The sequence below is a fragment of the Sorangium sp. So ce145 genome, from assembly GCF_051525985.1.
GTDB classification, from domain to species: Bacteria; Myxococcota_A; Polyangia; order Polyangiales; family Polyangiaceae; genus Sorangium; species Sorangium cellulosum_B.
Genome location: NZ_CP150315.1, coordinates 2091688 through 2116839, shown reverse-complemented (window position 1 = coordinate 2116839; position 25152 = coordinate 2091688). Strand labels below are relative to the sequence as shown.

17 protein-coding genes and 1 pseudogene are annotated in these 25152 nt (G+C 70.4%); 11 read left to right on the top strand and 7 right to left on the bottom strand.

Going from position 1 to position 25152, the window contains the following annotated elements; translation table 11 throughout:
- The first annotated feature begins 36 nt into the window (after positions 1-36).
- From WMF34_RS08005 to WMF34_RS07995, 3 genes are read left to right on the top strand one after another with little or no spacing between them, the layout of a single operon-like run.
- Complete coding sequence (locus WMF34_RS08005; protein WP_437992909.1) at positions 37-669, top strand: RNA polymerase sigma factor; 633 nt, start codon at positions 37-39, stop codon at positions 667-669.
- Positions 666-1583, top strand: a complete 918-nt coding sequence (locus tag WMF34_RS08000; protein WP_437992908.1) for a hypothetical protein — start codon at positions 666-668, stop codon at positions 1581-1583. The genes WMF34_RS08005 and WMF34_RS08000 overlap by 4 nt, the downstream gene beginning before the upstream one ends.
- Before the next feature lie 48 nt (positions 1584-1631).
- The gene (locus WMF34_RS07995) at positions 1632-3107 is read left to right on the top strand and encodes a hypothetical protein (RefSeq protein ID WP_012234151.1); all 1476 of its coding nucleotides are present in this window, start codon (positions 1632-1634) and stop codon (positions 3105-3107) included.
- A gap of 44 nt (positions 3108-3151) precedes the next feature.
- On the opposite strand, the gene WMF34_RS07990 is transcribed toward WMF34_RS07995, so the two are convergent.
- Positions 3152-4657 carry a trypsin-like peptidase domain-containing protein gene (locus WMF34_RS07990; protein ID WP_437992907.1) on the bottom strand — a complete coding sequence of 502 codons (1506 nt, stop codon included), beginning with the start codon at positions 4655-4657 and terminating at the stop codon, positions 3152-3154.
- Between the two features lie 369 nt (positions 4658-5026).
- On the opposite strand from WMF34_RS07990, the gene WMF34_RS07985 reads away from it, so the two are divergent.
- The 4 genes from WMF34_RS07985 to WMF34_RS07970 all read left to right on the top strand — a co-directional run bounded on the left by WMF34_RS07985 (position 5027) and on the right by WMF34_RS07970 (position 8490).
- A complete protein-coding gene (locus tag WMF34_RS07985) occupies positions 5027-5608 on the top strand; it encodes an NADPH-dependent FMN reductase (protein WP_012234149.1) in 582 nt (193 codons plus the stop codon).
- 205 nt (positions 5609-5813) lie between these two features.
- A complete protein-coding gene (locus tag WMF34_RS07980; protein ID WP_437992906.1) occupies positions 5814-6398 on the top strand; it encodes a hypothetical protein in 585 nt (194 codons plus the stop codon).
- Between the two features lie 655 nt (positions 6399-7053).
- Positions 7054-7272 carry a hypothetical protein gene (locus tag WMF34_RS07975; RefSeq protein WP_157906523.1) on the top strand — a complete coding sequence of 73 codons (219 nt, stop codon included), beginning with the start codon at positions 7054-7056 and terminating at the stop codon, positions 7270-7272.
- Between the two features lie 135 nt (positions 7273-7407).
- Positions 7408-8490 (top strand): poly(ethylene terephthalate) hydrolase family protein, encoded by a 1083-nt coding sequence (locus tag WMF34_RS07970; RefSeq protein ID WP_437992905.1) that lies wholly within the window; start codon positions 7408-7410, stop codon positions 8488-8490.
- A 274-nt stretch (positions 8491-8764) separates the two neighbouring features.
- Here WMF34_RS07970 and WMF34_RS07965 read toward each other — a convergent pair.
- The 4 genes and pseudogenes from WMF34_RS07965 to WMF34_RS07950 all read right to left on the bottom strand — a co-directional run bounded on the left by WMF34_RS07965 (position 8765) and on the right by WMF34_RS07950 (position 13622).
- Positions 8765-10353: pseudogene (locus WMF34_RS07965) on the bottom strand (IS1182 family transposase).
- Between the two features lie 216 nt (positions 10354-10569).
- Complete coding sequence (locus WMF34_RS07960; RefSeq protein ID WP_012234143.1) at positions 10570-12111, bottom strand: spermidine synthase; 1542 nt, start codon at positions 12109-12111, stop codon at positions 10570-10572.
- Positions 12108-12770: a hypothetical protein gene (locus WMF34_RS07955; protein ID WP_012234142.1), complete on the bottom strand. Its 663-nt coding sequence runs from the start codon at positions 12768-12770 to the stop codon at positions 12108-12110. The genes WMF34_RS07960 and WMF34_RS07955 overlap by 4 nt, the downstream gene beginning before the upstream one ends.
- Before the next feature lie 252 nt (positions 12771-13022).
- Positions 13023-13622 carry a hypothetical protein gene (locus WMF34_RS07950; protein ID WP_437992904.1) on the bottom strand — a complete coding sequence of 200 codons (600 nt, stop codon included), beginning with the start codon at positions 13620-13622 and terminating at the stop codon, positions 13023-13025.
- 807 nt (positions 13623-14429) lie between these two features.
- Here WMF34_RS07950 and WMF34_RS07945 point away from each other — a divergent pair.
- Positions 14430-15080: a glutathione S-transferase family protein gene (locus WMF34_RS07945; protein ID WP_437992903.1), complete on the top strand. Its 651-nt coding sequence runs from the start codon at positions 14430-14432 to the stop codon at positions 15078-15080.
- Positions 15081-15233: 153 nt separating this feature from the next.
- Here WMF34_RS07945 and WMF34_RS07940 read toward each other — a convergent pair whose 3' ends face one another.
- Together WMF34_RS07940 and WMF34_RS07935 are read right to left on the bottom strand one after the other, a co-directional pair.
- Positions 15234-16745 carry a serine/threonine-protein kinase gene (locus WMF34_RS07940; RefSeq protein ID WP_437992902.1) on the bottom strand — a complete coding sequence of 504 codons (1512 nt, stop codon included), beginning with the start codon at positions 16743-16745 and terminating at the stop codon, positions 15234-15236.
- The gene (locus WMF34_RS07935) at positions 16742-19108 is read right to left on the bottom strand and encodes a FecR domain-containing protein (protein WP_437992901.1); all 2367 of its coding nucleotides are present in this window, start codon (positions 19106-19108) and stop codon (positions 16742-16744) included. Before WMF34_RS07935 ends, WMF34_RS07940 begins: the two co-directional genes overlap by 4 nt.
- 155 nt (positions 19109-19263) lie before the next feature.
- Here WMF34_RS07935 and WMF34_RS07930 point away from each other — a divergent pair, with 155 nt between their 5' ends.
- The 3 genes from WMF34_RS07930 to WMF34_RS07920 all read left to right on the top strand — a co-directional run bounded on the left by WMF34_RS07930 (position 19264) and on the right by WMF34_RS07920 (position 25131).
- The gene (locus WMF34_RS07930; RefSeq protein WP_437992900.1) at positions 19264-21069 is read left to right on the top strand and encodes an OmpA family protein; all 1806 of its coding nucleotides are present in this window, start codon (positions 19264-19266) and stop codon (positions 21067-21069) included.
- A gap of 24 nt (positions 21070-21093) precedes the next feature.
- The gene (locus WMF34_RS07925; protein WP_437992899.1) at positions 21094-22878 is read left to right on the top strand and encodes an adenylate/guanylate cyclase domain-containing protein; all 1785 of its coding nucleotides are present in this window, start codon (positions 21094-21096) and stop codon (positions 22876-22878) included.
- A 762-nt stretch (positions 22879-23640) separates the two neighbouring features.
- Positions 23641-25131 (top strand): DUF1592 domain-containing protein, encoded by a 1491-nt coding sequence (locus WMF34_RS07920; protein ID WP_437992898.1) that lies wholly within the window; start codon positions 23641-23643, stop codon positions 25129-25131.
- Positions 25132-25152 lie beyond the last annotated feature (21 nt).

Here is a 25152-nt window from a genome sequence, read left to right as displayed (position 1 = left end):
ACGGGGACCTCGTGGATCGCCTGGGACGAGCCCCTCGTGATCACCACCACCGACGACGCCCCCGGTTCCACCGCCATCCGCCTGGCTCGCCCTCTGGGCGGACTCGTCGACGCGCAGGCGCGTTCCCCCGGTGAGTCCACCACCGACGTCGCTCGCGAGGCGCGCCTCGAAGAGCTCGCGTCGCACCTCGAGTTCCTGTGGAGATTCGCGTGCCGGATGGGCGTGGGCGAGGCGGCGGCCGAGGACATTGCGCAGGAAGCGTTCGTGGTGGCGGCGTCGCGCCTCGACGCGATCCTTCCCGGCAAAGAGCGCTCGTACCTCGTCTCGGTCGCGGTTCACATGGTCCGCCGCGAGCGAACCCGGCGAGCACGTCACGAAGAGCTCACGGGAGAGCCCTCCGCGCCGGCAGGCGAGCAACCGGACAGCCGCCTCGACGAGGCGCGCGCGCGCAGGCTGCTGGACGCGTCGCTCGAGGCGCTGGACGACGGGCTTCGCGCGGTGTTCGTGCTCCATGAGATCGAAGAAGAGACGATGGCGGACATCGCCCATCTGCTGGACTTGCCGCCAGGGACCGTGGCGTCGCGACTCCGCCGCGCCCGTGAAGCGTGGAAGCGAGCGACGGAGCAACTGAAGAGGGGTCTGCCGGTGAGCGGCGGGAGGCGGCGGTGAGCGGCTCGTACGACGACTTCGACCGCGCGCTTCTGCGCGCCGGGAGGGCGGCGAAGGCGCCTTCCTCGCTCCGCGCGAAGGCTCTCGCGGCTGCCGCGGCGGGGACCGCGACCGCGGTCGCAACGACGAAGCTCGGCGTCGGTGCGGCCAAGGCGAGCGGGGGGATCGCGGCGCAGGCCGCTCACGCGCTCGGCCTGAAGGCGGCGCTCGTCGCGTCCATCGGCGTCACGTCCGTCGCCCTCGTGCTCGGGGGCGCGTACGTGGCGGCGACCCATCACACGGACGCCGTCGCGTCCGCAGCCCCCGTTCGCCCGCCTCGCGCGGCGGAGGTCGGTGGCGTGGCGCCGGCGGCCGCTTCTCCCACGCAGGAGGCCACGCAGGAGGCCACGCAGGAGGCCACGCAGGAGGAGCCCGCCCTGCCTGCGAAGGCGGAGCCCGCCGTCGCCCCTGCCGCGGAGCCCGCCCCGCGCGCAGCGGCGTCGACCACGAACGTGGCGCCCGCGCCCCAGGGGATCGGGTTCGCGCGCCAGGTCCCCGCATCCGTTCCTGCGGCGACGGCCGTCCCCGCCGTCGACCCCCTTCCACGAGAACCCCGCGGTGAGCAGGTCGCGCCGCCCCCCGCGGCCCCCACCTTCGTCCTGTCGGACGAGCTACGGCTCATCGACGCCGCACGAGCGGCCCTCCAGCGTGGAGACGTTCCGCTCGCCCTTCGCCTCACCGCCGAGCACGCGGCGCGCTTTCCAGGGGGCAGCTTCGCCATCGAGCGCGACGTCCTCCGCGTCGACGCCCTCGTGGCCGGAGGGCACGTCGCGGAGGCCGCGTCGCACGCGTGCGCCTTCGTCGCGCGGAGCCCGCGCTCCGCTCAGGCGCCGCGCATGATCAAGGTGGGTCGCTGTTCGAATACGATTCCATGATCAAAAGCGCCGGGAGAGAGATCGCCGGGCAGTGGAGGATCCTCGATCATGCGACTTTCGCGGCTAGCACTCTCCTTGTTGTGGTTCCCGGTCGCTCTCTCAGCCACCACGTCTGGGTGCGGCATCGTTCGCGTGCCGATCGGTGATCTCGACCCCGACCAGCAGCCGCTCGACCCGGATGGCTCGGGCGCTGGCGGCGCTGGCGGCCCGGGCGGCTCGTCGAGCAGGTGCGGCGCGCCGGTGGCCTCCCATCCCTTCAGCCTGGACGACTGGGCGGCGACGAGCGGCACCTCTCCGCTGGCGATCACTGGAATCGCCTTTGATCCATCCGGCAACCTCGGCATGACAGGGTACACGGTGTCGGACGTCGACATGCCCGGGTCCTCGGAATACGACGACGCCCTCTTGGCAAAGTACGATGCCGCGGGCAACCACACCCTCAGCAAGCTCTTCGGCGATGATTCGAACCCGCAGGCCGGCAGGCACATCGTTTTCGACGCGGACTGCAACATGTTCCTCGTACGCTGGCGCTCGACCTCGTCCTGGTTCGACATGTTCCTGGACAAGCTCGACAGCGCCGGCAACCCCCTCTGGAGCAAGCGCCTCAACGCCGGGCATCAAGCAGATTGGAACATCCGATCCATCGCGGTGGATCCGGCGACGGGCGGCGTGGTGTTCATGGGAAGATACTACGGGGACCTCGATCTCGGGGGAGGTCTGCTACCGCGGATAGAGAATGACTACGACCCGACGAGCGGCTACGTGGCGAAGCTCGATGCGATGGGACATTTCGTCTGGAGCAAGTTCTCCCCCCGCGGCAGCGGCAGGTACACGCCAGGCGCCATCATGGCCGTCGACACTTCAGGGCAAATTGTGCTCGCGGCCGACGATTCGGACATCGTCGAAGACGGATCAGGCAAACTCGCGCGGTTCCTCCTCGCGCGGCTGGACGCCTCGGGAAACGATCTCTGGAGTCAGGAATTGACGGCTCCTCTCCATCATGGATCAGCCTCGGACTCCCAACAGGGCCTTGCTGGCGTCGCGGTGGACGGAGACGGAAGCGTGATCCTCGCCGGGAACGCGCACTGCGACTTTGACTTCGGCGGCGGACCGCTGGTTGGCGCGAATTGTTCATCCGACAATGCCTTCGTGGCGAAATTCGATGTTCGTGGAGGCCACCTCTGGAGCCGACTCATCGAGGGCAGCCTCGCATCCAGAGCCGTGAGCCTCGGCGTCGACGCCCTCGGGAACACCTTCGTTGCGGGCAGCGTCACCGGTACCCTGGACGCCGACGGCACGGCGCTCGGCGCAGAGGACGAACCTGAGCGGCAGTTCGTCGTGCGGCTCGACAGGGATGGGCATATCTCGTGGCACCACATCCTCAGCCTCGAGATCAGCAGAGTGCAGGGCCTCGCCGTGGATCCTGAAGGAAACGTCGCCATTGTGGGGCAAGACGCCAGCGCCGTGAATTCGACCGGTTGGGGCGGAAATATCGTGACGAAGCTCGACGTCGCAGCGCCGTGACAAGGCGCTCCTCAGCAGTAGGCGGGTCGGACGAGGAGCCGCTGTCAGCGGGCGGGCGGGATGAAGAGGCCCGGGCAGGGCTCGTCGCCAAAGACCCTGGAGCCGAGCCGGTACATCGTGATCTTCGGGTTCGGCGCCCAGTTCCAGCTGCCCCCGGCGTGGGAGTAATCGTTCGACTGGTTGAACGGCTGCCAGCTCGACGCGTGGAACGCGAGTTTGAACCGGTCGGTGGTGGACGAGGGATCGACCGAGAGGAACGGCAAGCGCACGTCGAGGTAATGGGTCGCGCCCGCACAGCCGCCGCCGGGCACCTCGTGGAAGCTCATCTCGAGCTCGCTCGAGCAACCCCAGCAGGTCGCCTCGAGCGAGCCGGGCGGCTCCTGGCTGAAGTAGTACCGCACGGTCGAGCCCGCGAGGTACACGCTCTCGCTCCCCGTGTTGCGCACCTGGATCCCGGGCGTCACCCAGCTCGGCTGCGGCGCGTGGGAGTCGTACAGCACCTCCAGCTGGCAGTCCGCCGGGCACGACGTGGTGCTCTCGCCGCTGCTGCAGACGCCGTCGCCGCAAGAGCAGTCGCTCGCGCACGACGCCGGGCTCTCGAGCGGGCCGCAGGCGCCGTCGCCGCAGGAGCACAGGTCCGAGGCCGTGCGCTCGCACATGGCCTGGATGGCCCGGAAGGCATAGGTCACGTCCTCGCCGCGGCACGCGTCGTCGGCGCAGGTGAACGGACGCACGCAGTCGCCGTCCTGCACGAAGTCGCGCTCGCCGCGCACCAGGATGCCCACGAGCTCCTTCGTGTTCAGGTCGAACACCCCGGATCCGGAGTTGCCCACGAACGTGTCCAGGTTGCCGACGAAGAAGTCGAGGCTCGGCGCGTTGCTCCGGATCGCGGCCCCGTCGGCCAGCTTGAGCGGCAACCCGCGGGGGAAGCCGTGCACGACGAGCGGCGTGCCGATGGCCAGGGGATCGCTCGACAGACGCACCGCGGCGGGCGTCCGCCCCACGACCGGCCGATCGAGCCGCACGACCGTGTAGTCCGCTCCCCGCCGGTCCTGGTAATAGCTGACGAAATCCACGCAGCTGTAGACGTCATCGCTGGTGATCTGGCCGAGCTGGCCGGACGGCGTCATCGCATAATCGAAGACGAAGCGGCTATTGTTGCAGTTGTTGATGCAGTGCGCGGCCGTGAGCACCAGGTCCTCGTCGATCAGCGTCCCGCTGCAGTCGGCGAGCGCCGGCTGGGACGCGAAGCGCTCGTCGGGGCACACGCCGTCGCGCCCCGCCCACGTGGGCCCGGCGATCTGGATGTCGTTCGGGTCCGAGTCGTCGACGGCCGACGCGGGGACGAGCGCCACGGTGAAGTCGAGCGCCCGCGCGGCCCAGGCGGGATCCGCGTACGTGAAGGGCTCCTCTCGGTCGTCCTGGCCATAGATGACCTCGGAGCGGGCCTCGCCGGCGGCCTCCTCCCCGGCGGGCGCGGGCGCCGCGCACCCCGCGGCGGCCCCCACGGACAAAAAGCCAGCAGCAATGATGAAGTGGTTCGCTCTCATGACAAGCTCCCAAGTGTTCGAGGCAGAGCGGGGATCACCGGGCGGGCCCGATGACGACGTCTCGATGCCTGGCCGGCGTCGAGCAAGGATCTGACGCCCGACGAGCAAGGACCGCTGAGTGGCACGCTCGTCCCGTTCTCAGCGAGGGGGATCTACTTCCTCGTGAGGCGCGCACCAATTCATATGCGCCATGGACCTCATGCACACGCTGCATCGCGCCGGCGCGGCCCGCGGCGCGCGCGCCCGCGTGGGGCGTACCCCTGACGACGGATTGACCATTGTCCAATGGATTGGCGCCGCCTCCAGCAGGCGGACATCCCGGGCTTACCCTCGTCCCATCGGGAGAACGTCCTCCCGGGGAGCACCACCATGAAGGTAGCCATCTTGACCGGCAGCGTGAGGAGCGGGAGACAGTCGCACAAGATCGCCCATCACCTGGAGCGGAAGCTCCGGGAGCGGGGCGCCGAGGCCGATCTCATCGATCTGGCGGAGACGCCGTTGCCGATCCTGGAGGACCGGTCGGGTCGCCCCCCGCAGCTCCAGGCGACGGTTCAGGGTCTGAGCGCGCGCCTCCGCAGGGCGGACGCGCTCGTGTTCGTGACGCCGGAATACCACGGGAGCTTCTCGGGCGTGCTGAAGAACGCCCTCGACTACTTCTGGGAGGAGTTCGACAAGAAGCCGATCGGCGTGGTCGCGGTCTCCGCGGGGAAGCTCGGGGGCATCAACGCCTCGACGCAGCTCCAGCACGTGATCCTGAGCCTGGGAGCGTTCCCGCTGCCCCTCAAGCTGCTCGTCCCGGAGGTCCAGAGCGCCTTCGACGAGTCGCTCCAGCTCAGGAGCGAGCAGGTCGCGAAGGCGGCCGACAGGTTCCTCGACGAGTACCTGTGGTTCGCTCGGGCCATCGTCCAGGCGAAGCAGGCCGGCGAGATCTCGCGGCCCCTGGTCGCCTGAGGCCCCGCGCCGGAGATCGTCCTCGCCGGCAGCGAGGGTGGACGGGGTCGTCCTCCTACATCGACCTCCACGTCCACGCCGACGACAGCAGCGCGAACGCGCGTGCGGGCAGGCAGCCGGGCGAGGAGCAGGGCGTCTTGCGGTGTCGCGCGATGTTCGATATCGTCGGTCATCGGCGGAAGGAGCGCCTCAACCACCATCGGATATGGTTCAATACGTTTCTCCTCATCCCGGGCTCGAGGGCCCCGGGGCCACCTTCGCGTCGGTCGCCACGGCGCTCGGGGCGCACGGAGACATCGGGAAGAAGGTGCTCTCGACGCTGGGCGTGTCCGAGCTGGTCGCGAGCGAGTGGTACCCTCTCCAGATGCTCCTCGACCTGCTGAAGGGCGTGGCCCAGGCGACCGGGGACCACACGCTGCTCGGCATCGGGAAGGCGATCGTGGATCACGCCGTGTGGCCGGCCATGCCGCCGACCATGGTGGATGCCCTCCAGCTCATCGACGTGGCATACCACATGAATCACAGGCTCGACGGAGAGGTGATGTTCGATCCGGCGACCGGCGTCATGCGGGAGGGGATCGGCCACTATCGCTGTCATCCGGAGAAGCACCAGATCATCATGGTCTGCGATACGCCTTATCCCTCGGAGCTCGATCGTGGGGTCCTGCTCGGCACGGCGCGGCGAGCGGCGTCGCGCGGGGTCAGGCCGCGCATCGACGTCGTGCTCGACGAGTCCCGCCCGTCGCGGAAGCGCGGCGCCGACTCCTGTACCTACCGCGTCACCTGGTGAACCTGGCACGTTGATCATCGGCGGGCGGCGCACCTCGACTCTTCGCTGATCATCGAGGCCCGCACGAGCAGCGTGCGTCGCCTCCGGGGCTCCGCGCGCAGCGGGCGGGAGCGCCTCCGCCTCGTCGCGTCGCCTCGTTGGCCGGGCGCGGTCGACCTCGAGACCTCCGGCGGGCAGGAACTGCCAAGCGCCTTTGCGGATGTCAAGAAATTTTAGCCTCTCCCGCCTCCGGGTCGGTCGAGTGGACATGATCTGCCCTGTGAATCTCGCCCGTGAAATAATCCAATAAAATTAACATGTCAGCTGACTTGCTGTGAGCGAAATCACCACCGTGAGCTACCGTCGAGATGTCCCCGCGCGCCAGCTGCGCCGCACGCCCTCCGAACGCGGCGCTCCGAACGAGCCCTGACCCGGCGCGGCGCCTCGAGGGAGGCCCGCCCGCCTCGTCCTCCCTCGGCATCGAGCACAGCCGCGGCCGGTCGATTGGAATTGACATCGGGAATGTGAACGTTCACTTTCCTCCTTGAGGGGCATCCTTTTGCTTCGACGATCGACGGCGTGCCGCCTGGGTCCGTGGGCGCCCGAAGACCCGTGTACACGTGCCCCGTCAGCACCGCGGGAGGATCGCAAGGTCAGATAAACATCGAATTGTTCCATGACACCGGCCGATGGCTTGCACGACCTTTGCCTGCGGTTCGCGGGGAACCGGTCCCATCGGCTGTTCAACCTGGACCATTTCGACTTCAAGCTGGGTATTCTGCCGTCGGCTCAGGCAGCCCTGCGCTCGCCCCGCGTCGTGATTGCATCTCGCAACCTCGCCCGGCCGGCGCCGGGCCGGGCGCTGCCGCATCCGGGCTGCGATAAAGATTTATAGCGTGGGTCGAGTCGAGGGCGACGCCTCGGGGGCACACCAGGCTACCAGCGACTCGAACCGCGGAGAGACGCGAATGGAGTGCATTTCTTCGATCGCTCGAGGGAATACGGTGTTGTTATGAAAAATAGATCGAGTTTGGCTTTCACCTTGGCCGCGCTGGGCATGATCGTCGGCGCTTGCGGCGGCTCGAATGACGACGGCGACGTTGGGGGGAGCGGCGGAGCCCCTGCGGGCGCTGGAGGGAGCGTGAGCGGCTCGGGCGGCGCGCAGGCGAGCACCACCGGAGGGCCTCTGCCTTCGGGCTCGAGTAGCTCGCAGAGCACGGCCGGAGGGTCCGACGCCTCCGGCTCGGCCACGAGCGGAGGAGCGCCTGCCGGCGGCGGCGGGGAGACGTCTGGCGGGAACGGAGGCTCGGGCGGCGACGGCGGCGGCGGCGGCCAGGTCAATGGGCCCGAAGTGGTGCTGGCGGGTGACAATGTGAACGCTAACGGACCGCTCGAGACGACGGTTCAGGACCTCTCGTTCAGCGGCGGTGGCCACATTCTCGTCAGGCCGACGACGCTCACCACCGAGCCCAACAAGAAGCACCCGGTGGCCATTTGGGGTCCGGGCGGAGGTACCCCTCCTCGCGACTACCTACAGCTGCTGACGCGCATGGCCTCGCACGGCTTCGTCCTCGTCGGTATTCGAGAGTCGACGGGCAACGCCGTGCTCATGTCGGCGGCGATCGATTGGCTGGAGGCTCAGGACGCCGATCAGAACAGCCCCATGTACGGCCGCTTGATCCTCGACCGCGTTGGTGTGTTCGGGCACTCGATGGGCGGGCTGTCGTCGGAAGCGGCGGCTCAAACCGATAAGCGCGTCTCCACCGCGTTGCTCAACAACAGCGGCTCCTTCGAGCACAACGCCCTCGTCAATCTCAAGATCCCTGTCGGCATCATCTACGGTGAAACGGGTCAAGAGGCGCCCAACGCCGAGGGTGACTTCAACAACGCCGGCAACAAGGGGCCAGTCTGGCTCGGCAAGATGAAGGGCGGTGGTCACGGCTCGGGGCCTTGGGACGGCGCCGGAGCGAACGTTGCTTGGATGCGTTGGCACCTCGGCGGGGAGAACTCCCGCAAGGACGCGTTCCTCAAAGACGGTGGCGACTACAACAACAAGGGCGTGTGGCAGACTCAGTCCAAGAATTGGAACGAGTGGAAGAACTGGAACGAGTGACAGGCGGTACACCGAGCAGACCTTCGTGCTCGGCAGCATCACGTTTCAGGACGGGCTCGTGACATGAGCCCGGCTGGCTGCGTCTGGCGCGCCCTGTTCTTCGAGGATGTCGCAACCTAGTACTACAGCCGTACTTGGTCCGAGGTGCGGCTGTAGACATCAAAATCGTCGAGAAATCCGTGCCCGTCCGCCCGTCTACAGCCGCAAATGGACCGCAAGTACGGCTGTAGTACTAGGACGACAAACATGTTGAAGATCGTCTAGTTTCGATAGGTTATGCCGCCTCCTGGATGAGCCGCTGGGCGGCCTCGAGATTCTGGATGGCGGCTGCGCGCCGGAGGTCGAATAGGTTTCTCCTGGCGCCGATGTAGCGCGCGCTGTGTCCTTTCCGCGCCGCGATATGGGCGAGCGCATGCTCCACAGCCGTGCGCTGCCGGAGCACGGCGCGTCCTGGCCCGGTCTGCTGCAGCTTCCGGAACTTGCGCTGCAGCGCCTCGTCCTCGGCGATGGACACGGTTCGGCCTCGTCCCGACGCGGCTTGAGTGCATTTGGCTCGGAGAGGGCACGCGCCGCACTCCTCAGGATCGAACTCGACCGTGTCGCCCGGTTCGAACACTTCGACCTGCCCTGCCGGACACGTAATCGTCTTGGTACGCAGGTCAATCTTGAAGTCGCGCTTGCTGAACAAGTCGGGGCTGCGAGCCCGCTGCCCCCAAGGCTTCGAGAACACCCGGCCCTTCGCGCGGAGCACGTCATCAACGACGGGACTGTTCACGTAGGCGCGATCGATGTGGAGTTCGACGATGCGCAGCCGCTGACGCTGAATGTCCTTGGCGATCGGCGAGGCTCCCTCTTCTTCGGGCCGATTCGCGGGCGTGACCGCGCAGGCGACAATGATGGGAAGGTCAAGGTCGCGTGCGATGTGCTCCTTGTAGCCGTCGAACCGCTTCGAGCGGCTCTTGCGGCCGTGGCGCATTTCAGCGTCTTCAATAGAGACACGGCGGTCAGGCGCAACGCCTTGCCGGATGCGTACGGTCCCATCCTCGACTGTTTCCAGGTCTTGGTCTCGAACCTGGGTGACCGCATCCAGATAGATGCGAAGCGGCTGCTCGACGACGTCGTCCATGTGGCGGTCGACCCACTGCTGCAACGACGAGACCTGCCGCTCCAGGATCTGAATCGCCGCCGCCTTCTGTTTCGGGTCGCTCCAGTCCAGGTCGAGCCCGGCCTTGATGCTGGGAGCCAGAAGCAGCGGGATGCCCGCCTTGCGGCAGATCTCCTCGGGCGGACGCTCCGTGATCTTCGACACGACGCGGACTATGCTGCGTGCAGCGTGGCCGAGCAGGTTGATCGTGTCCTCAACCCGCCCGGCCCCCGCTAAAGGGCGGCTATCGATGGCCACGCGCAGCGCCTTGGACACCGCACGCCTCTCGCCCTCCGTCATCGCGCCGGACCGAACAAGCGCCACGGTCCGCTCCAGCAGCATCCGGTCCATCTCGTGCGCGACCATCCGCTCTCGGAACGCCTGCAGCGCGCTCTGCGAGAACGGCGGCGTCACCGCGCCAGGCAGCCGAGCACCATCTGCCAGCGCAGGTCCACGACACACAACTCCACCGCCTCGGCATCCGATGCGCCGACGTAGCCTTGGAGCAGCGTGACCATGCACATCAGCGCCGGTGGATGCGGCGCCTCGCCTGCCCCCGTCGTCCGGTACATGCCCTCCAGCTGCTCCTGGAACGTCTCATCGAACAGCTCGTGCCGGTGCAGCCTGAGAAAGCCGAACAGTGCTCTCACGCGCGTCAGCCGCTTCATCAGCGCCTGCTCTTGCCGCGACAGCTCCACCGGCGGCAACCATCGTTCCATCCGTGCACCTCCGGACGCGGACGAGATCATGGCCCGACGAAACCATCGAGCCTTGCATCGAAGCGACCGGAATTATCGCAAAATCAACCTGATCGGTCCTCTAGTACTACAGCCGTACTTGCGGTCCATTTGCGGCTGTAGACGGGCGGACGGGCACGGATTTCTCGACGATTTTGATGTCTACAGCCGCACCTCGGACCAAGTACGGCTGTAGTACTAGGGGTACGTGCCGAACGCCCACCATTCGGTCGCCATGTTGTCGTCGGTGATGATCGGGTCATCCTGCGTCCGCAGCAGGATCGACTCCCGGCCTTCCCAGGTGGGCCCGCCGCGCCAGTCCTGTTCTTTCAGCAGATCGAGCTGCGCGGCGCCGCTGCCGGCGGGCAGCACGGGGCGGCCGTCGACACGCCAGGCGTCGAGCTTCCTCTCGAAGCGTGCGCGGTCGATGGCAATCGGACCGTCGCTCACGATCAGCATGTTCTGGTAGCGGAGGGCGTGGGGGAATACGGTCGCCCCGGTCTTCTGAGCCGCGGTGGACATCGTGGTGTTGTAGTAGAGCGCACCACCCAGCTTCAGGTGCCGGCGGGACAGATCCATCATCTCTCGGGAGAGCAACATCGAGGCATACGAGCGCCAGTACACGATCGTGTTCTCGACGATGACGTCGAAGCGCCGCGAGGTCCGCCCCAGGTAGCGCCGGCCATCGTCGATGAGGAGCTCCACCTTCGGGTTGTCCAGCGCGCTCGCGACGACGGGCGCGCGCCGCGCCGCCTCGACGAACCCGGGGTTGATCTCGACCACGGTGAGGTGCTCGACGTCGGGGTCGTTCGCCAGCACCTGAAGCCAGGAGCCGGACCCGAGGCCGATCATGAGGATGTCGCGCGGCCGGGGATGGAACGCGGACACCAGATAGGCCCGCAGCACCCGGTTCTCGTCCTTTTCAGGCAGCGGGCTGACGTTGGTGATGCCCTCGTAGGATCCGCCGCCGTACACCGCGCCCGACCGGGAGACCGTGACGACACCTTCGCGACGCTCGATGACGTGGGCGAAGCGACCGTGTTCGCGGTGTTCCTCCCCGTAAAGGAGCTTCTCGTAGAGGTCGCCGTAGAGCGTTGGCGCCGACCCCACGAAGGACGCGACGGCGGCGGCCAGGATGGCGCCGCTGAACGCGCGCGAGCGCGCCGTCGTCGACGCGGAGAGCATGAGCATCACGCCGATCGCGGCGCCCGCGATCGCGAGGGCCACGTTCAGCTCGCGCAGAGTCAAGACATCCAGCAGCACGAGGCCGGTGACCAGGCTGCCCAGCGTCGAGCCCACGATGTTGCCGACATAGACGTAGGAAAGCCGCGCGCCGGCCAGCTCGTCCGCGGGGATCCCGAAGTGGCACAGGAGCGGGAACCCCGCGCCGAGGCAGGCGCTGGCGAGCGCGAAGACAGGCAGCGTCGAGGCCGGCTCCACACCCCGGCCGACGAGGTGGGCGACGGCGGGGGCCACGAGGAAGGCCGCGAGCGCCCCGGCGAAGATCACCACGCCCACCCGGTAGAGCTGTCCGGAGCGCTGCGCCGCCGCGCTCCGGCAGTAGCGACCGGCGAGGAGCGATCCGCCGGCCAGACCGGCGAGGTAGGCCGCGAGCAGAAAGCCGAAGGCGTCCGGAGCGCCTTCGGTCGTGAAGCCGTAGACCCGGACCCAGAGGACCTCGTGCGAGAGCGCGAGATAACCGCCGAACGTGGCGACGAGGACGGCAACGAGGAGCCTCATGGCTCGCCGCGACGCCCCCGGCGCAGAACCATCACGAGCACACCGAGAAATACGTTGAGCGCCGCGGCGACCTCCGCTGTGGCCCGGAGGCCCAGCCCGCCCAGCAGGTAGCGCGCCGCCAGAAAGGCACCGAACGCAGCGCCCAGCGTGTTGGTGAAGTACAGGTTACCCAGCGAGCGACCGACGTTGCGCGATCGCGACGTGGCGTGCGCGACCAGGAGGGGAAGTGTGGCTCCCATCAGCATGACCGGGAGCGCCACGAGCAGGAAGGCCGCCCCACCCGTCGCGACATGGCCAATGCCGTGCGTGACCTCTGCAACGAGGGCGAAGAGGTGAAGGCTGAGCGCGCCGTAGAGGCCTATCCCGAGCTCGGAGAGCGCAAACAGCGTCACCGCAGCTTGCGGGTACCGGCGGGAAAGCGCCCCACCCGCGAGGCTGCCGAGGCCGAGACCAAGCATGAACGCGGTGACGACGATCGTGACCGACAGGATGTCGATGCCATAGATCGCGTAGAGGGCGCGCTGCCAGACGACCTGATACACCAGCGCTGCGGAGCCCGAGAGGAAGAACACCGGGAAGAGCCAGGGCTCCATGGCTTGTGCCTTCGGCTGCTCACCGGCCGGCGGGGCGAGCTTGGTCGAGAGGGTCTGCGAAGGCATGCTTGCGGCCCTCGGGGCGAATCCGGGGGATCAGGTGGCCATGATGCCCTCACAGATCGGCCTGGCAAGCGCATTCTTCGGTGTCCGGAGCACCAGCGGGGGTCTCGCTTCACCCGCGCCCCGCAGGCTGTGATTACCATGAAACTGTACGACTTCGCGTTTCCTCCCAGCTGCCGCAAGGTCCGCGCCGTCGCCTACGAGCTCGGCGTCTCGTTCGAGCCGGTCCACGTCGACCTGTTTCAACGAGCTCCCTCAGAAGCGCAGGCCCAGATCGAGCGCTGCCGTCGCGTAGACGTTGCTCTCGTCGACGGGCTCGTAAAACTGCGCAGAGCTGCCGCCCGGCAGATCCTCGATGTGGGACGCGAGCTGGAAGGCGTAACCGGCGCCCGCGCTGCCGTCGACGTAGAAGCTGCCGAAAGGCAAGCGGTACCCCACCTCGAGGTGCGGCACGCCGTAGAACGAGCGCGTCACCATGCGCTCCGCGGCGTGCTCGACGTTGCTGCCCAGGAGCTCGACCGCGACGCCGAGGTGCAGGCCGCGCTGCGCGGGCTGAAGATAATAGCGCCCGCGCAGCGCGACTCCATAGCTGAAAGCGAACGACCACCCCTCCTCGAGGAACAACGCGCGGCTCAGCAGACCCCAGTGGAAAACGCGCGCGCTCGCGCCCACTGTCCAGCGCTCACCGCCGAGCTCCGCGCCCACACGCGGGCCGAACAGCAACAACCCCGCGGGATCGACGAACGCCGAGCCGAGCACCGCGCGATCGGGTTCGTCGCGCGGCGCCGTCTCCTCTCGCGGCGCAGCGCGCGCGGATTCCTCTGCGCGCGCCCCGCGCGCCGTCAAAACCCCCATCGAACACACCACGACGCACCACCACGTTGCGATCCGCCGATTCATCGCGCTGCTCGCTCCTCTCGTCGCGAGCGCGAGGCACGATCGCCTGCGCGCGCGAGCCCTCACCTGTGCGAACCCAATGGCAAACGACGTGCCAGGCGCTGAAGCTCGCGTTCACGCGGTGCTTTCAGCGAACCGCGCGCGCCCCGAGACATTGCTGTCGCGGTACGTTCGAGCACGACGGCAGAATAATCTGCCAATGTTGCGCGCGCCCTCGCGGTGAGTCCAAGTCGGTGCCCGCAGGTCTCGGCGCGTTCGGGGGAAGGAAGTTGATTTTGGTGCACCACGTTGGGCCACTTCCACGGACCAATCTGTGCCAATGCCGGGTGAGACAGGCTCCTGTATGTGCCAACGTCCGGTGAGACAGGCGTTTGCCGGACTGCGCCTGAGCAGCAGCGGCGGCGAGGTCCCGGCGCAGCTCCGCAAACGCCTATTCGTTCTCCCAAGATGCCTCGTGGAAGCCGGAATAGCAGCGCGTGATCTCGGGGCGGACATCGCCGTCCTCATCCGTCGCTACCCCGTTGTGCTCGTCGGACATGAAGCAGAAGGGGATGCGATCTGTGCGAGGGTAGCCCGCGCAAAGCCATTCCGACCTGTCAAGAATTTTCTGCCAACGACCGGCAGTTGACACAACGTACAAAAAGTACGATCCACTGATCCGCCTATAAAACCAACAGATCCAATGAGTTCACTCGGCCGTGCAATACTGCTCACACCACGTTGACGGGCATTCCCAGCCGACCGAACCAGGAAAGACTTGCTGCGATGAGCGAACTGATCATCTGGACCTACGACTGGGTGCCTGAAGGCCCTCGTGGTTTTGTGCGTGATCTGAGGCTGAGATGGGCGTGTGAGGAAGCCGACCTCATCTACGTGGTCAAAACGATCCCGTTCGATGGTCGCGAGACCAATCATCTCGCGCGCCAGCCGTTTGGCCAAGCTCCGTTCCTGAACGACGGAGAGCTGGATATATTCGAAAGCGGCGCGGGGCTGCTGCATCTGGCCCGGAAAAGCGACAAGCTGATGCCGCCTGATCCGGCCGGAGAGGCGGAAACATTGCAATGGACGATCGCCGCGCTCAACTCGATCGAGATGGTCACCGTACCATGGTGGTTCCTGGAAATATGCGGCGATGAGGACAATCGACTCGCCGGATGGATGGGCAAGCGCCTCGACCAGCTCGAAAAGGTGCTGAGCGAGCGAGAGTGGCTCGCGGCCGGCCGCTTCACCGTCGCAGACCTGCTGATGGCGGATGTGCTACGGGTCCCGAAGGTCCGCGCTTTCGGCGATCGGCCGGCGACCGAGGCCTATGTAACCCGTGTGACGGATCGCCCCTCATTCAAGAGAGCCCAGGCCGACCAGATTCGTCTTTTCGAAGCGGCCGACGAGAAGAGAACAGAGAAAGGGGCAAACTGACGAGCGGCTTGGCCTCTGCCCTTCACGCACCGCGCTCGAGCCGTTCGCGCCCGATGGTGTGAACGAGCTGAGCCCCCGGGTCGCCGCGTCTCCGACCGGCGACAGAGCGCGGAGTCGGCAAAGGCGCCAAGGAAAGCGGCGCGGCGAGGGTGGCTAGCGCCCCCGGCGCACCACCCGCGCGATCTTCCGAGACAGCGCGTCCGGCGCGACCGGATAACGCGCCACGTCCGCGGCGCCCGCCGCCACGAGCGCGTTCATCCGGTCCGAGGAGAGCCCGGACGCGCACACGACGGTGCGCACGCCGGGCGCCGCGCGGCCGAGCGCCTCGAGCAGCGCGCACGCGCCCTCCACGTCGGCGCCCGCGTCGATCACCGCCACGCCGAGCCCCGCCTCGAGCAGCGCGGCGGCGTCCGGCACCTCGGCGAGGTGGATCCCCTGCGCGTCGAGCCCGATCTCGCACGCCTCGCTGAGCCCCTGCCCCGCCGGCGCGAGCCGGAGCAGCGCGATGGTGCGCTCCGGCGCGGGCGCGAGCTGCGCGGTCTCGCCGTCCGGCCAGGCCTGCGCCCGCTCTGCCCGGTCGCCGGGCGGCGCGTCCGCCTTGCGCGCGGGCAGCCGCCGCGCCTCGGCCTCCCGCGACATCGCCTCGTCGAGCCGCGACCGCGCCGCCGCGGCGCTCTCCGGGCGCTTCTCGGGCAGCTTCGCCAAGAGATCCAGCCGGAGCCGCTCCAGGAGCGGCGGGACCGGCGGAGCCCCGGGCGGCCGGCGCAGCGGCGGCGGGATCGAGAACATGTGCATCGCCATGAGCTCCACCGCAGGGAGACCGACGAACGGCGGCCCTCCCTGCAACAGCGCCGTCAGGATGCAGCCGCACGCGTACAGATCGGTGCTCGGGCCCACCGCGAGCGAGCGGCACTGCTCCGGGCTCATGTACTCCGGCGTGCCCGCGACCATGTCCTTCGAGGTGAGCGTCGGCCCGGCGTCGAGCGGGTCGTCGAGGTGCGCCAGGCCGAAGTCGACGACCTTGGCGACGCGCCCGCCGTCCTGCTCGGCGAGCAGCACGTTCTCCGGCTTGAGGTCGCGGTGGACGATGCCGCTCGCGTGCGCGGCGCCCACGCCGTCGAGGATGTCCGCGAAGAGGGCCGCGACCTCCGCGAGCGGCAGCAGCTCGCGCGACGCGCGGAGCAGCGCGCCGAGCGACTGCCCCTTGAGCAGCTCCATCACGAGGTAGATCGAGCCGTCGCCGTCGTCCTCGTCGCCCCCGAGGTCGAGCACCTTGACCACGTTCCGGTGCACGAGCCGCGACGCGGCGCGCGCCTCGCGGAAGAACCTCCGCCGGCTCTCCGGGAGGATCGCGACGTGCGGGTGCATCGTCTTCACCGCGACCGGAACGCCGAGGAGCACGTGCTCCGCCTCGTAGACCTCCCCCATCCCGCCCGCGCCGAGCAGCCGCACGAGGTTGTACTTCCCGCCGAGGACCCGCCCGGCGCGCGCCCGCTGCGCCGCGCCCGCGCCGGGCTCCTCCGAGGGGAGCGTCTCCGCGGCCGCGAAGCGGTCGGCGCGCTGTCGAGGCGCGGGCGCCCGCCCGTCCGGCGCCCGCTGGCCCTTCAGCACGGTGCGCTCGGGGTCCCCGTCGGGCGGCTGGCGCTCGCCGTCGCCCGCGCTCACGGCGACGCCTCGCGGAAGCCCACCGCGATCTGCGCCGTCACCGGGCCCTCGCCCTCGTCGCGCCACGGGCTCACCCGCACCGACAGCGCCCCGAAGAGCGCGCCGCCCGCCTCCACGCCCGCCGAGAGCCCGCCGAGCACGTCGTCCGCCCTGATCTGCCGGTGGACGAGGTGCAGATCCAGCGCGCCGTGCAGCCGGAGCCACGGCGCCGGATCCGCCGTCGCCCCCGCCAGCAGGAAGCCCTGCACGTCCGGCGTGGCCGGCTCGCCGCCCGCCGCCGCGCCCGCGCCGTCGCCCGCCCCCACCGCCGCGCCGTCGCCCGAGGCGCGGATGCGGGCCCCGACATCGGCCACCCACGTGAGCCTGCCCGCGGCGCCGCCGAACGCGATCCCGGGCTCGATGCGGAGCGGCGGGCTCCCGTCGGCCATGGGCACGCCCAGGCGGAGCGTGGGGCCGAGCTCGAGCTCCGAGCGCCCGAGGCGCAGGACGCGCGCGCGCGCGCCGAACCAGCCGGTGCTGCCCGCGCCCGCGCCATCCCCCGCACCGGCCGGGTTCGAGCGGAGCGCGACGTCGAGGCCCAGCGGGCCGATCGCGCCGCTCGCGCGCACCTGCCCCGCGGCGACCCAGCCGCCCCCGGAGCGCGCCGCGGCCGCGCCGACGGCGGCGACCGAGGGCGGCGTCGGCGCGAGCCAGAGCCCGTCGGCCACCCCGGACATCGGCAGGAGCGGGAGGTACGCGCCCAGCACGGGCGCGGCCGGGGGCGCAGGCGGAGGCGCGGCGCGCGGCGCCTCGGGCGCGGCGGGCAGCTCGGCGTCGCTCGTCCCGATCACGCCGCCGCGGCCGTCGGCGACGTCGAGCCGGACGCGCAGCGGCTCGCCGGGGCGCAGCGCCTCCCGGGGCAGCGGGATCCGCGCCGTCAGGGCGCCGCCGCGATCGCCGCCGGCGAGCGCGACGGAGCGCACCCCCCCCGGCAGGTGGGCGAAGAGCCGCGGCGCCACCCGCCGCGCGACGTCGACCCCGGCGAGCCCCTCGAGCTCGACCCGGGCCTCGAGCGCGGGCCCGCCCGGCGCCGCGGTCACCCCGCGCGCGGCCGAGACCACCGCGCCCACCTTCGTGTACCGGACCGGGAGCGACGTCGCCGCGTCGTGCCCGCGCTCCGCCGCGGCGCTGCCGCGCTCGCGCAGCCGGAGCACGCGCGGGGCGCGCTGGAGCAGATCGATGCGCTCGGGGACGGGGCCGAACGGGCCGTCGTCGAGCGAGAGCTCGAGCGCGGGAGACGGCGTGAGCTCGATGATCCCGTACGGGTTCGCGGTGATCTCCCGCGCCGCCGGGACGACGCCCCCGGCCGCCCGCGCGGCGACGAGGTGGAACCTGCGCACCGCGCCCACCCCCAGGTACTCCTCGCGATCGACGACCCGGACCCGGAGGAAATAGGCGCCCGCCGGCATCTTCTCCGCGCGGAACGACAGCACGTCCGGCTTCACCTCCTCCCGGGCGATGAGATCGTTGAACTCCGGGTCGCGCGCGATCTCGACGCGGTAGCCGGCCGCGGCCGGCGCCGGCTTCCACGACGCCGACAGGACGCCGAGCCCCTCCGGGGCGAGCGCGATCTGCGCGGCGTCCGCGGTCGTCCATTCGACCGGCGCCGGCAGCGGGCGCGGGCGCGCGGGCGGCGCCTTGCCCACGAACCGGGTGCCGTGGTCCTTCGGGACCACGACGGAGAGGCCGCCCGATGTGACGCCCGCCTTGCCGTCGAACACCGCGATCGTCGTGCGCTCCCCGCGCCGTTGCACCACCGTGTCCCGCGACGACGCGCTCACGCGGCCGCCCCCGCTCGCGGCGACCTCGACCGACTGGCCCCGCAGCGCGGCGAGCGCGGCCTTCACCTCGCCGTCCGCGAGCTCGACGGCCGCGGGCGGCGTCTTCGATACCCGCGCTCGGCTCGCCGTGCCGTAGATGACGACGAGCGTATTCGGCGCGAGGAGCACCCGAGTCCGATCCACAAACTCGATATCTGCCCTCCCCTCATCCAGCGTGTTCACGCTCGAGTTCGTGAGCAGGGGCATCCCCTGAGCCGCGGGCGACCAGGCGCCGCCGGCCGGGCGCGCGCGCACGTCCGGGTGCATCGACCGGAGCTTCGCGTCGGGGATCGACGTCACCTCGGCCGGGAGGACCAGCGTGAGCCCCTCGGCGAGCGTCGTGCCCGGGCCGCACGCGACGCGGTTGTACCGCTGGATCAGCCCTGCATGCCTGGACGAGCCGTAGAGGACCGCCGCGATGTCGTCGCACGTCTCTCCCGCCTGCACGCCCCATTGAATGACCGCCTCCGGATATCCGGGCGTCGGCTCTCTGGCGCTCGCCACGCCGACGTATCCAACGTGGATCGCAGCGTGGGTGGCGCAGCCGAGGAGCACCGCGATAGCGACGGACTGGCCATTTGACGGTACCACGGCAGCGGCACGCTACCGGATCGAGATCGGCGTTGCAAGGGACCAGGCGATAGGATACGAGCAGACCGATGGCGTATTGGCCGGCGCGCGTCATCGCGCCCCTCCTGGCCTCCCCGCTGCTCGTCGCCGCGGCCACGGCTTCCATGACGGCCGCAGCGCAGGAGGCCACAGCGCTCGACAGGCTCGCTCCCGCGCCCGCGGGCGACGGGCTATCCACTGTCCCTTCTGCGGGCGTATCGGGGGAGCTCCGGCCCGCGGTCGGACTTCTGTTCTCCTATTCTCATCAACCCCTCAGCCTGCGCGGGACTGCGCCTGCCGGGTCGGTAACGTGGGTGGGCCGGCAGGCGATGCTCCACGCGCTCGCGAGCGTCGAGCTCCTGCGCCGGATCAAGCTGGATCTCGACGCGCCGTTCGTGCTGGACCAGGGCGGCGCGTCCGGCGCGCTCGGCAGCATCCGCGTCACGGCGCCCGCCGGCGGCGCCACGCTCGGCGATCTCCAGGCGGGAGGGAGGGTGACGCTCCTGCCCCAGGAGGGGCTCCGGCCGGCGGCGGCGCTCGGGCTCTCCGTCTGGCTGCCGACGGGGGACGAGGCGGCGTTCGCCGGCGCAGGCGCCGTGCGCTACGCGCCGCGGGTGATCGTGGGGGCCGAGCACCCCGGCTTCCGCTGGTCGGCCTCGGCGGGGGGCCGGTTCCAGAAGGCCTCGGCGGACAGCCTGACGGGCAGCGAGGTCCTCTTCTCCGCGGGCGCGGGCGTCCGCAGAGGGCCGCTGCAGCTCGGGTCGGAGCTCTCCGTCTGGGCCGCCGCCGGCGAGGGGTCGGCGCTCGAGGTCCCGGGCCGCGCGGGGGCCGAGCTCCTGCTCACCGCGCGCTGGTCGCTCGGCCCCCTCACGCTCGACGCGGGCGCGGGCCCTGGCTTCGGGCGGCTCCCCGGCACGCCGAAGGCGCGCTTCTTCGCGGGGATAGGCGTCGCCGCGGACGTCGTTCCGCCGGCGACCCCTGCCCCCGCCCCCTCGGCCGTCGCCGGCGCGTCCACCGGGACGAAGGGCGCGCGCGGCGCGGCGCCGGCCGCGCCTCCGGCCGCCGACTTCGACGGGGACTCGGTCCCCGACGCCGAGGACGCCTGCCCCCGGGTCATCGGCGAGGCGCGCCCGCCGGCCGCGGCGGCGGGCGCCCGACAGGCGTTCCGCCGCGGCTGCCCGCCGGACCGGGACGACGACGGGATCTACGATGTCGACGATCGCTGCCCGGACGTGCCGGGGGTCAGCAGCGCGGCCGCCGACGCGGGACCGGGCGGCGCGGGGTCTGGGATCACGGCCGAGACCGCCGCGAACGCCGGCTCCCAACCTGCGTCGAGGCACGGGTGCCCCGCGGACACGGACGGCGACGGCATCCCCAACGCCGCGGACGCCTGCCCCTACGAGCGCGGCAAGCCGAGCGAGGATCGCGCGACGCACGGCTGCCCGTTCGCTGTACGCATCGAGGGCTCGCAGATCGTGATCCTGCAGCAGGTCCAGTTCCGGACGGGCCGGGCCGAGATCGAGCCGGAGAGCTTCGAGCTGCTCTCCGAGGTCGCGGCCGTCCTCGAGGAGCACCCCGAGATCGCACGGGTCGCGGTCGACGGCCACACGGACAACCAGGGCGCCGCCCAGGCGAACCTGAGCCTGTCGCAGCGCCGCGCGCTCGCCGTCGTCGCGTGGCTGACCGCGCACGGCATCGACGCCCGCCGCCTCGAGGCGCGCGGCTTCGGCGCGCGCCGCCCCCTCGCCGACAACCGCACCCGCGACGGCCGGGCCAAGAACCGCAGGGTGGAGTTCCAGATCCGCAAGCGCACCGACGAGGGCGCGGCCGGCTGGAAGGACGGTCCTCTTGAGTGACGCGTCGCCCGCGGAGGCCTCCGCGTGAGGGAATTCTCGCTCAAGACGAAGGCGATCGCGCTCTTCACGGCGATGGGCCTCGTCCCGGTCGCCGTCGCCGTGACGCTCCTCATCGACGTGAACCGGCGCGCCGTGCGGACCTCCGAGGAGAGACTGCAGACGGCGATCCTCTCCGAGGTGGCCTCGGCCTCGATCCAGCTCGTCCGGGACGTCGAGAGCGATGCCGTCGCGGCGGCGGCCATCTTCGGCCACGCCGCGGGCGGCGCCATGCGGGACGAGGACGCGGTCGCGTCGGTGCGCGCCCTCGTCGCGACCCGCGGGCTCGTCGACGCGGTGCGGCTCGAGGTGCCCGGCGCGGGGATCAGCACCCTGATCCGCAAGGCGTCGTCCGACGCCGACGTCCCCGCAGCGCCGGCAGCGCTGCGCCAGCTCGCTGACGAGCGCGGCGTCGGCTTCGGCGTGGTCGGGCCGGCCCGCGGCCTCCTCGTCGCCCGCGTGCGGCCCGCCGCCGACGCGGGCGCCGGCGCCGCGCCGGCTCCCCCGGCCGGCCCGGCCGGCTACGTCGTCGCCGAGGTGCCGCTCGACATGCTCGGGCTCGACCTCGAGGTGATCGCCGGGCGCCGCCTCGGGAGCCGCGCGGTGCGCCTGCTCATCGCGGGCCACGACCGCCAGGCGATCGCGGCGTTCGGGGTGCCGGGCGTCGCGCCGGGCAGCGACGTCTCGTCCTTGCCGATCTGGCACAACCTCCCCCCGGGCGCGGGGTTGAACGACAGGCTCAGCGTGCTCGCCCCGCACGACGAGGGCGGCCAGCGGATGATCGGCGCCATCGAGACGGTGCCCGACCTCGGCTGGGCGGTCGCGATCTGGCGCCCCGAGCCGGAGGCCTTCGCCGCGCTCGACGAGATGCGGCGCCGCGGCGTCGCCGTCGCCGCGGGCGCGCTCGTCCTCGCGCTCGCCCTCGCGCTCGTGACCGCCCGCCACGTGACGCGCCCGATCCTGCACCTCGTCGCGCAGGCGCGGCTCATCGGCGCCCGGCGCTGGCGCGACATCGCGCTCGGCGACGCGCTGCGGGGGCGGCGCGACGAGATCGGCGAGCTCACGACCTCCCTCGGCCGCATGGCCCAGGACCTCGAGCAGGGCGAGGCGGACATCGCCCGGGAGGCGAAGCTCCGCGGCGATCTCGGCCGGTTCATGGACAGGGCCGTCGTCGACGCGATCGTGCGGGGCGAGCACCCGCTCGCCCTCGGCGGCAAGCGGGCGGCCGTGTCGGTGCTCTTCGCCGACGTCGTCGGCTTCACCCCGCTCGCCGAGTCGCGCGACGCCGAGCGGATGGTCGCCCTCCTCAACGAGCTCTTCTCGATGCTCACCGAGATCGTGTTCCGGCACGGGGGCACGGTCGACAAGTTCATCGGCGATTGCGTCATGGCCGTCTGGGGCGCCCCGATCGCGCAGGAGGATCACGCGCGGCGCGCGCTCGCCGCCGCGGAGGACATGATGCGCTTCCTCGAGACGGCGAACGAGGAGTGGCGCGAGCGGTACGACGTCGAGGTCCGCCTCGGCGTGGGCGTGAACTCCGGAGAGGCCATCGTCGGCAACATCGGCTCCGACAAGCGGATGGAGTACACCGTGATAGGCGACGTGGTGAACGTCGCCTCGCGGCTCGAGGCGATCGCGGCGCCGAACCAGGTGCTGGTCTCCGAGGCGACCCGGAACCTCGCCGGCGACGCCTTCCCGCTGCGCGCGCTGGGCGAGCGCAACCTGACGGGGCGAAAGACGACCACGGCCGTATACGCGCTCGATCCCGACTGAAGGGGGCACGGCGCGCCCGCGCCCGTCGGCGCGTGGTGGGGAGTTCCCCCGCCCTGCCGGACGGATGGAACCGCCGAGGCGCCGTGGGACGCCGAGATTTCCGTTGGTGTCTTGTGACGTCTTGGCGGCTCAAGGGGGCCGGCGCCCGCCCTGTTGACGCAGTGATCCGGAGGAGCCCGGAGGAGCTCGCCAGCCCTGCCCTCCCTCGGCCTCGCGGAGTTGCGCGGACCGGTCGATTGGCGTTGACCTCGGCCATGTGATCGTTCACATTTGGTTCAAGCGGTATCCTTTTGCTTCGCGCATGAGCGGGTCGCCCTGCGCGCCGCGCCCTTCGTCAACCAATCGAGTCCTTGTCGATTCTGGAGCTCCGTTCGCCCGGCCCCCGCGAGAGCGATGGCCGAGCGATGGTGCTTGGTGTTCTTACCGAGGGTGAGCCACCGGAGGACGCCACAGACCGCGTCGATTCGACGGGGGTCGAGGAATCCTCGGTACGGTCCGCCGGGTCACCCCGTCGCATCATCGGAGAGCAAGATGAAGAAGCCGTCCTGGCACGAGCTCCGTTTCTCAAGAGAAGTCGCCGCCGTTTGCGCGCTCGGATTCGCGGCCGCGTGCACGGGCGCGCTGGGTGACACGACGGAGGGCGCTGGGTCATCCTCTGTCGGCGGCGACGGATCACCGACGGACCCGGATGTCGGCGGCGACGGATCACCGACGGGCTCGGACCCGCCGCAGTTCCAACCCGCGGCCGGGATGCTGCGCCGTTTGACGAGAACGCAGTTCCGCAACGCGGTGCGCGACATGCTGGGCGTCGAGGTCGATATCCATCAGCTCGACGCCGACAGCTGGAACGGGAACTTTGCGGTCATCGGCGCCGCGACCGTCGTGACCTCGGAGCGCGGCGTCGAGCAGTACCACGCGGCCATCGAGGGCGCCGTCGACGCGGTGTTCGCGGATCCCGCGAGGCGGGACCAGTTCATCGGCTGCGCGCCGAGCGGCGCGGAGGACGACGCGTGCGTGCGCGGTTTCATCGAGGCGCAGGGGCGTCGCGCGTGGCGCCGCCCGCTCGAGGCCGCCGAGGTCGACCGGCTCGCGGCCGTCGCCACGAAGGCCGCGGCCGAGCTCGAGAGCGCCGTCGAGGGGGCCCGCTGGGCGACGGTGGCCCTCTTCACGTCTCCGAACTTCCTGTATCGCCCGGAGCTCGGCGCTCCGAGCGCCGACGGCTCGCTTCGCTTGACGGGCTACGAGATGGCGTCCCGGCTCGCGTTCCTCGTGTGGAACAGCCTGCCAGACCAGGAGCTGCTCGATCAGGCCGCGAGCGGGGCGCTCGGAACGGTGGAGGGGATCCGCGCGGCGGCGACGCGGCTGCTCGAGGCGCCCGCGGGGCGCGAGGCGGTCGGCGCCTTCGCCGAGGAGTACATGCGGCTCGATCGGATCAGCACGCAGGCAAAGGACGCGGGGCTCTTTCCGGAGTACAGCCCCGCGCTGCAAGCGGCGATGATCCGCGACATGCGAGGCACCTGGGAGGTGCTCGCGTTCGACGATCAGGCGAGCGCGCTCGAGCTGTTCTCGACAACGAAGGCCGTCGTCAACACCGAGCTCGCCCAGCTCTACGGTCTCGACACGGCCGGCCTCGGCTCGGCCGCCTTCGAGGTCCGCTCGTTGCCCGCGGACGGCCCGCGCGTCGGGATCCTCAGCAAAGCGGGCTTCCTCTCGCAGTTCGCGAACCAGAAGGAGGGCTCTCCGACCTTGCGCGGCAAGTTCATGCGTGACGCCCTCATGTGCACGCCCATCCCGCCGCCCCCCGGCGACGTCGCCCTCGAGCTCCCGGAGCCGCCCGCGGACAAGCCCCTGACGAAGCGTCAGCGCCTCGAGATCCACCGGACCGAGCCCGCCTGCGCCGGCTGCCATTCGTTCATGGACCCGCTGGGCCTGCCGCTCGAGACCTTCGACGCGATCGGCCGCTTCCGCACGACCGATCACGGCCTGCCGATCGACCCGAGCGGCGAGTTCGACGGGGTGCCGGTCGCCGACGCGCGCGCGCTCGGCGTGACCCTCAGCGAGAGCGCCTCGGTCGCGGAGTGCCTCGTCCGCAAGTACTACATGTATGCAGCGGGTCACGAGGAGAGAAAGGTGGACAAGCGCGTGCTGGACGCGCTGACCGCTTCTTTCGAAGGGTCGGGATACAAGCTGCGCGAGCTGGTCCTCGACGTCGTGACCAACGACGCGTTCTCGTCCGTCGCCCCCCAACCCTGATCGCAGGTACCCCCATGACGA

Excerpts from the sequence above, each read along its gene's own strand:
- WMF34_RS07960 (WP_012234143.1), bottom strand. The coding sequence starts at position 12,111 with ATGAGGCTCCTCGTTGCCGTCCTCGTCGCCACGTTCGGCGGTTATCTC.
- WMF34_RS07975 (WP_157906523.1), top strand. The coding sequence starts at position 7,054 with ATGACACCGGCCGATGGCTTGCACGACCTTTGCCTGCGGTTCGCGGGG.
- WMF34_RS07995 (WP_012234151.1), top strand. The coding sequence starts at position 1,632 with ATGCGACTTTCGCGGCTAGCACTCTCCTTGTTGTGGTTCCCGGTCGCT.
- WMF34_RS07945 (WP_437992903.1), top strand. The coding sequence starts at position 14,430 with ATGAGCGAACTGATCATCTGGACCTACGACTGGGTGCCTGAAGGCCCT.
- WMF34_RS07980 (WP_437992906.1), top strand. The coding sequence starts at position 5,814 with ATGGTTCAATACGTTTCTCCTCATCCCGGGCTCGAGGGCCCCGGGGCC.
- WMF34_RS07950 (WP_437992904.1), bottom strand. The coding sequence starts at position 13,622 with ATGGGGGTTTTGACGGCGCGCGGGGCGCGCGCAGAGGAATCCGCGCGC.
- WMF34_RS07990 (WP_437992907.1), bottom strand. The coding sequence starts at position 4,657 with ATGAGAGCGAACCACTTCATCATTGCTGCTGGCTTTTTGTCCGTGGGG.
- WMF34_RS07955 (WP_012234142.1), bottom strand. The coding sequence starts at position 12,770 with ATGCCTTCGCAGACCCTCTCGACCAAGCTCGCCCCGCCGGCCGGTGAG.
- WMF34_RS07985 (WP_012234149.1), top strand. The coding sequence starts at position 5,027 with ATGAAGGTAGCCATCTTGACCGGCAGCGTGAGGAGCGGGAGACAGTCG.
- WMF34_RS07930 (WP_437992900.1), top strand. The coding sequence starts at position 19,264 with ATGGCGTATTGGCCGGCGCGCGTCATCGCGCCCCTCCTGGCCTCCCCG.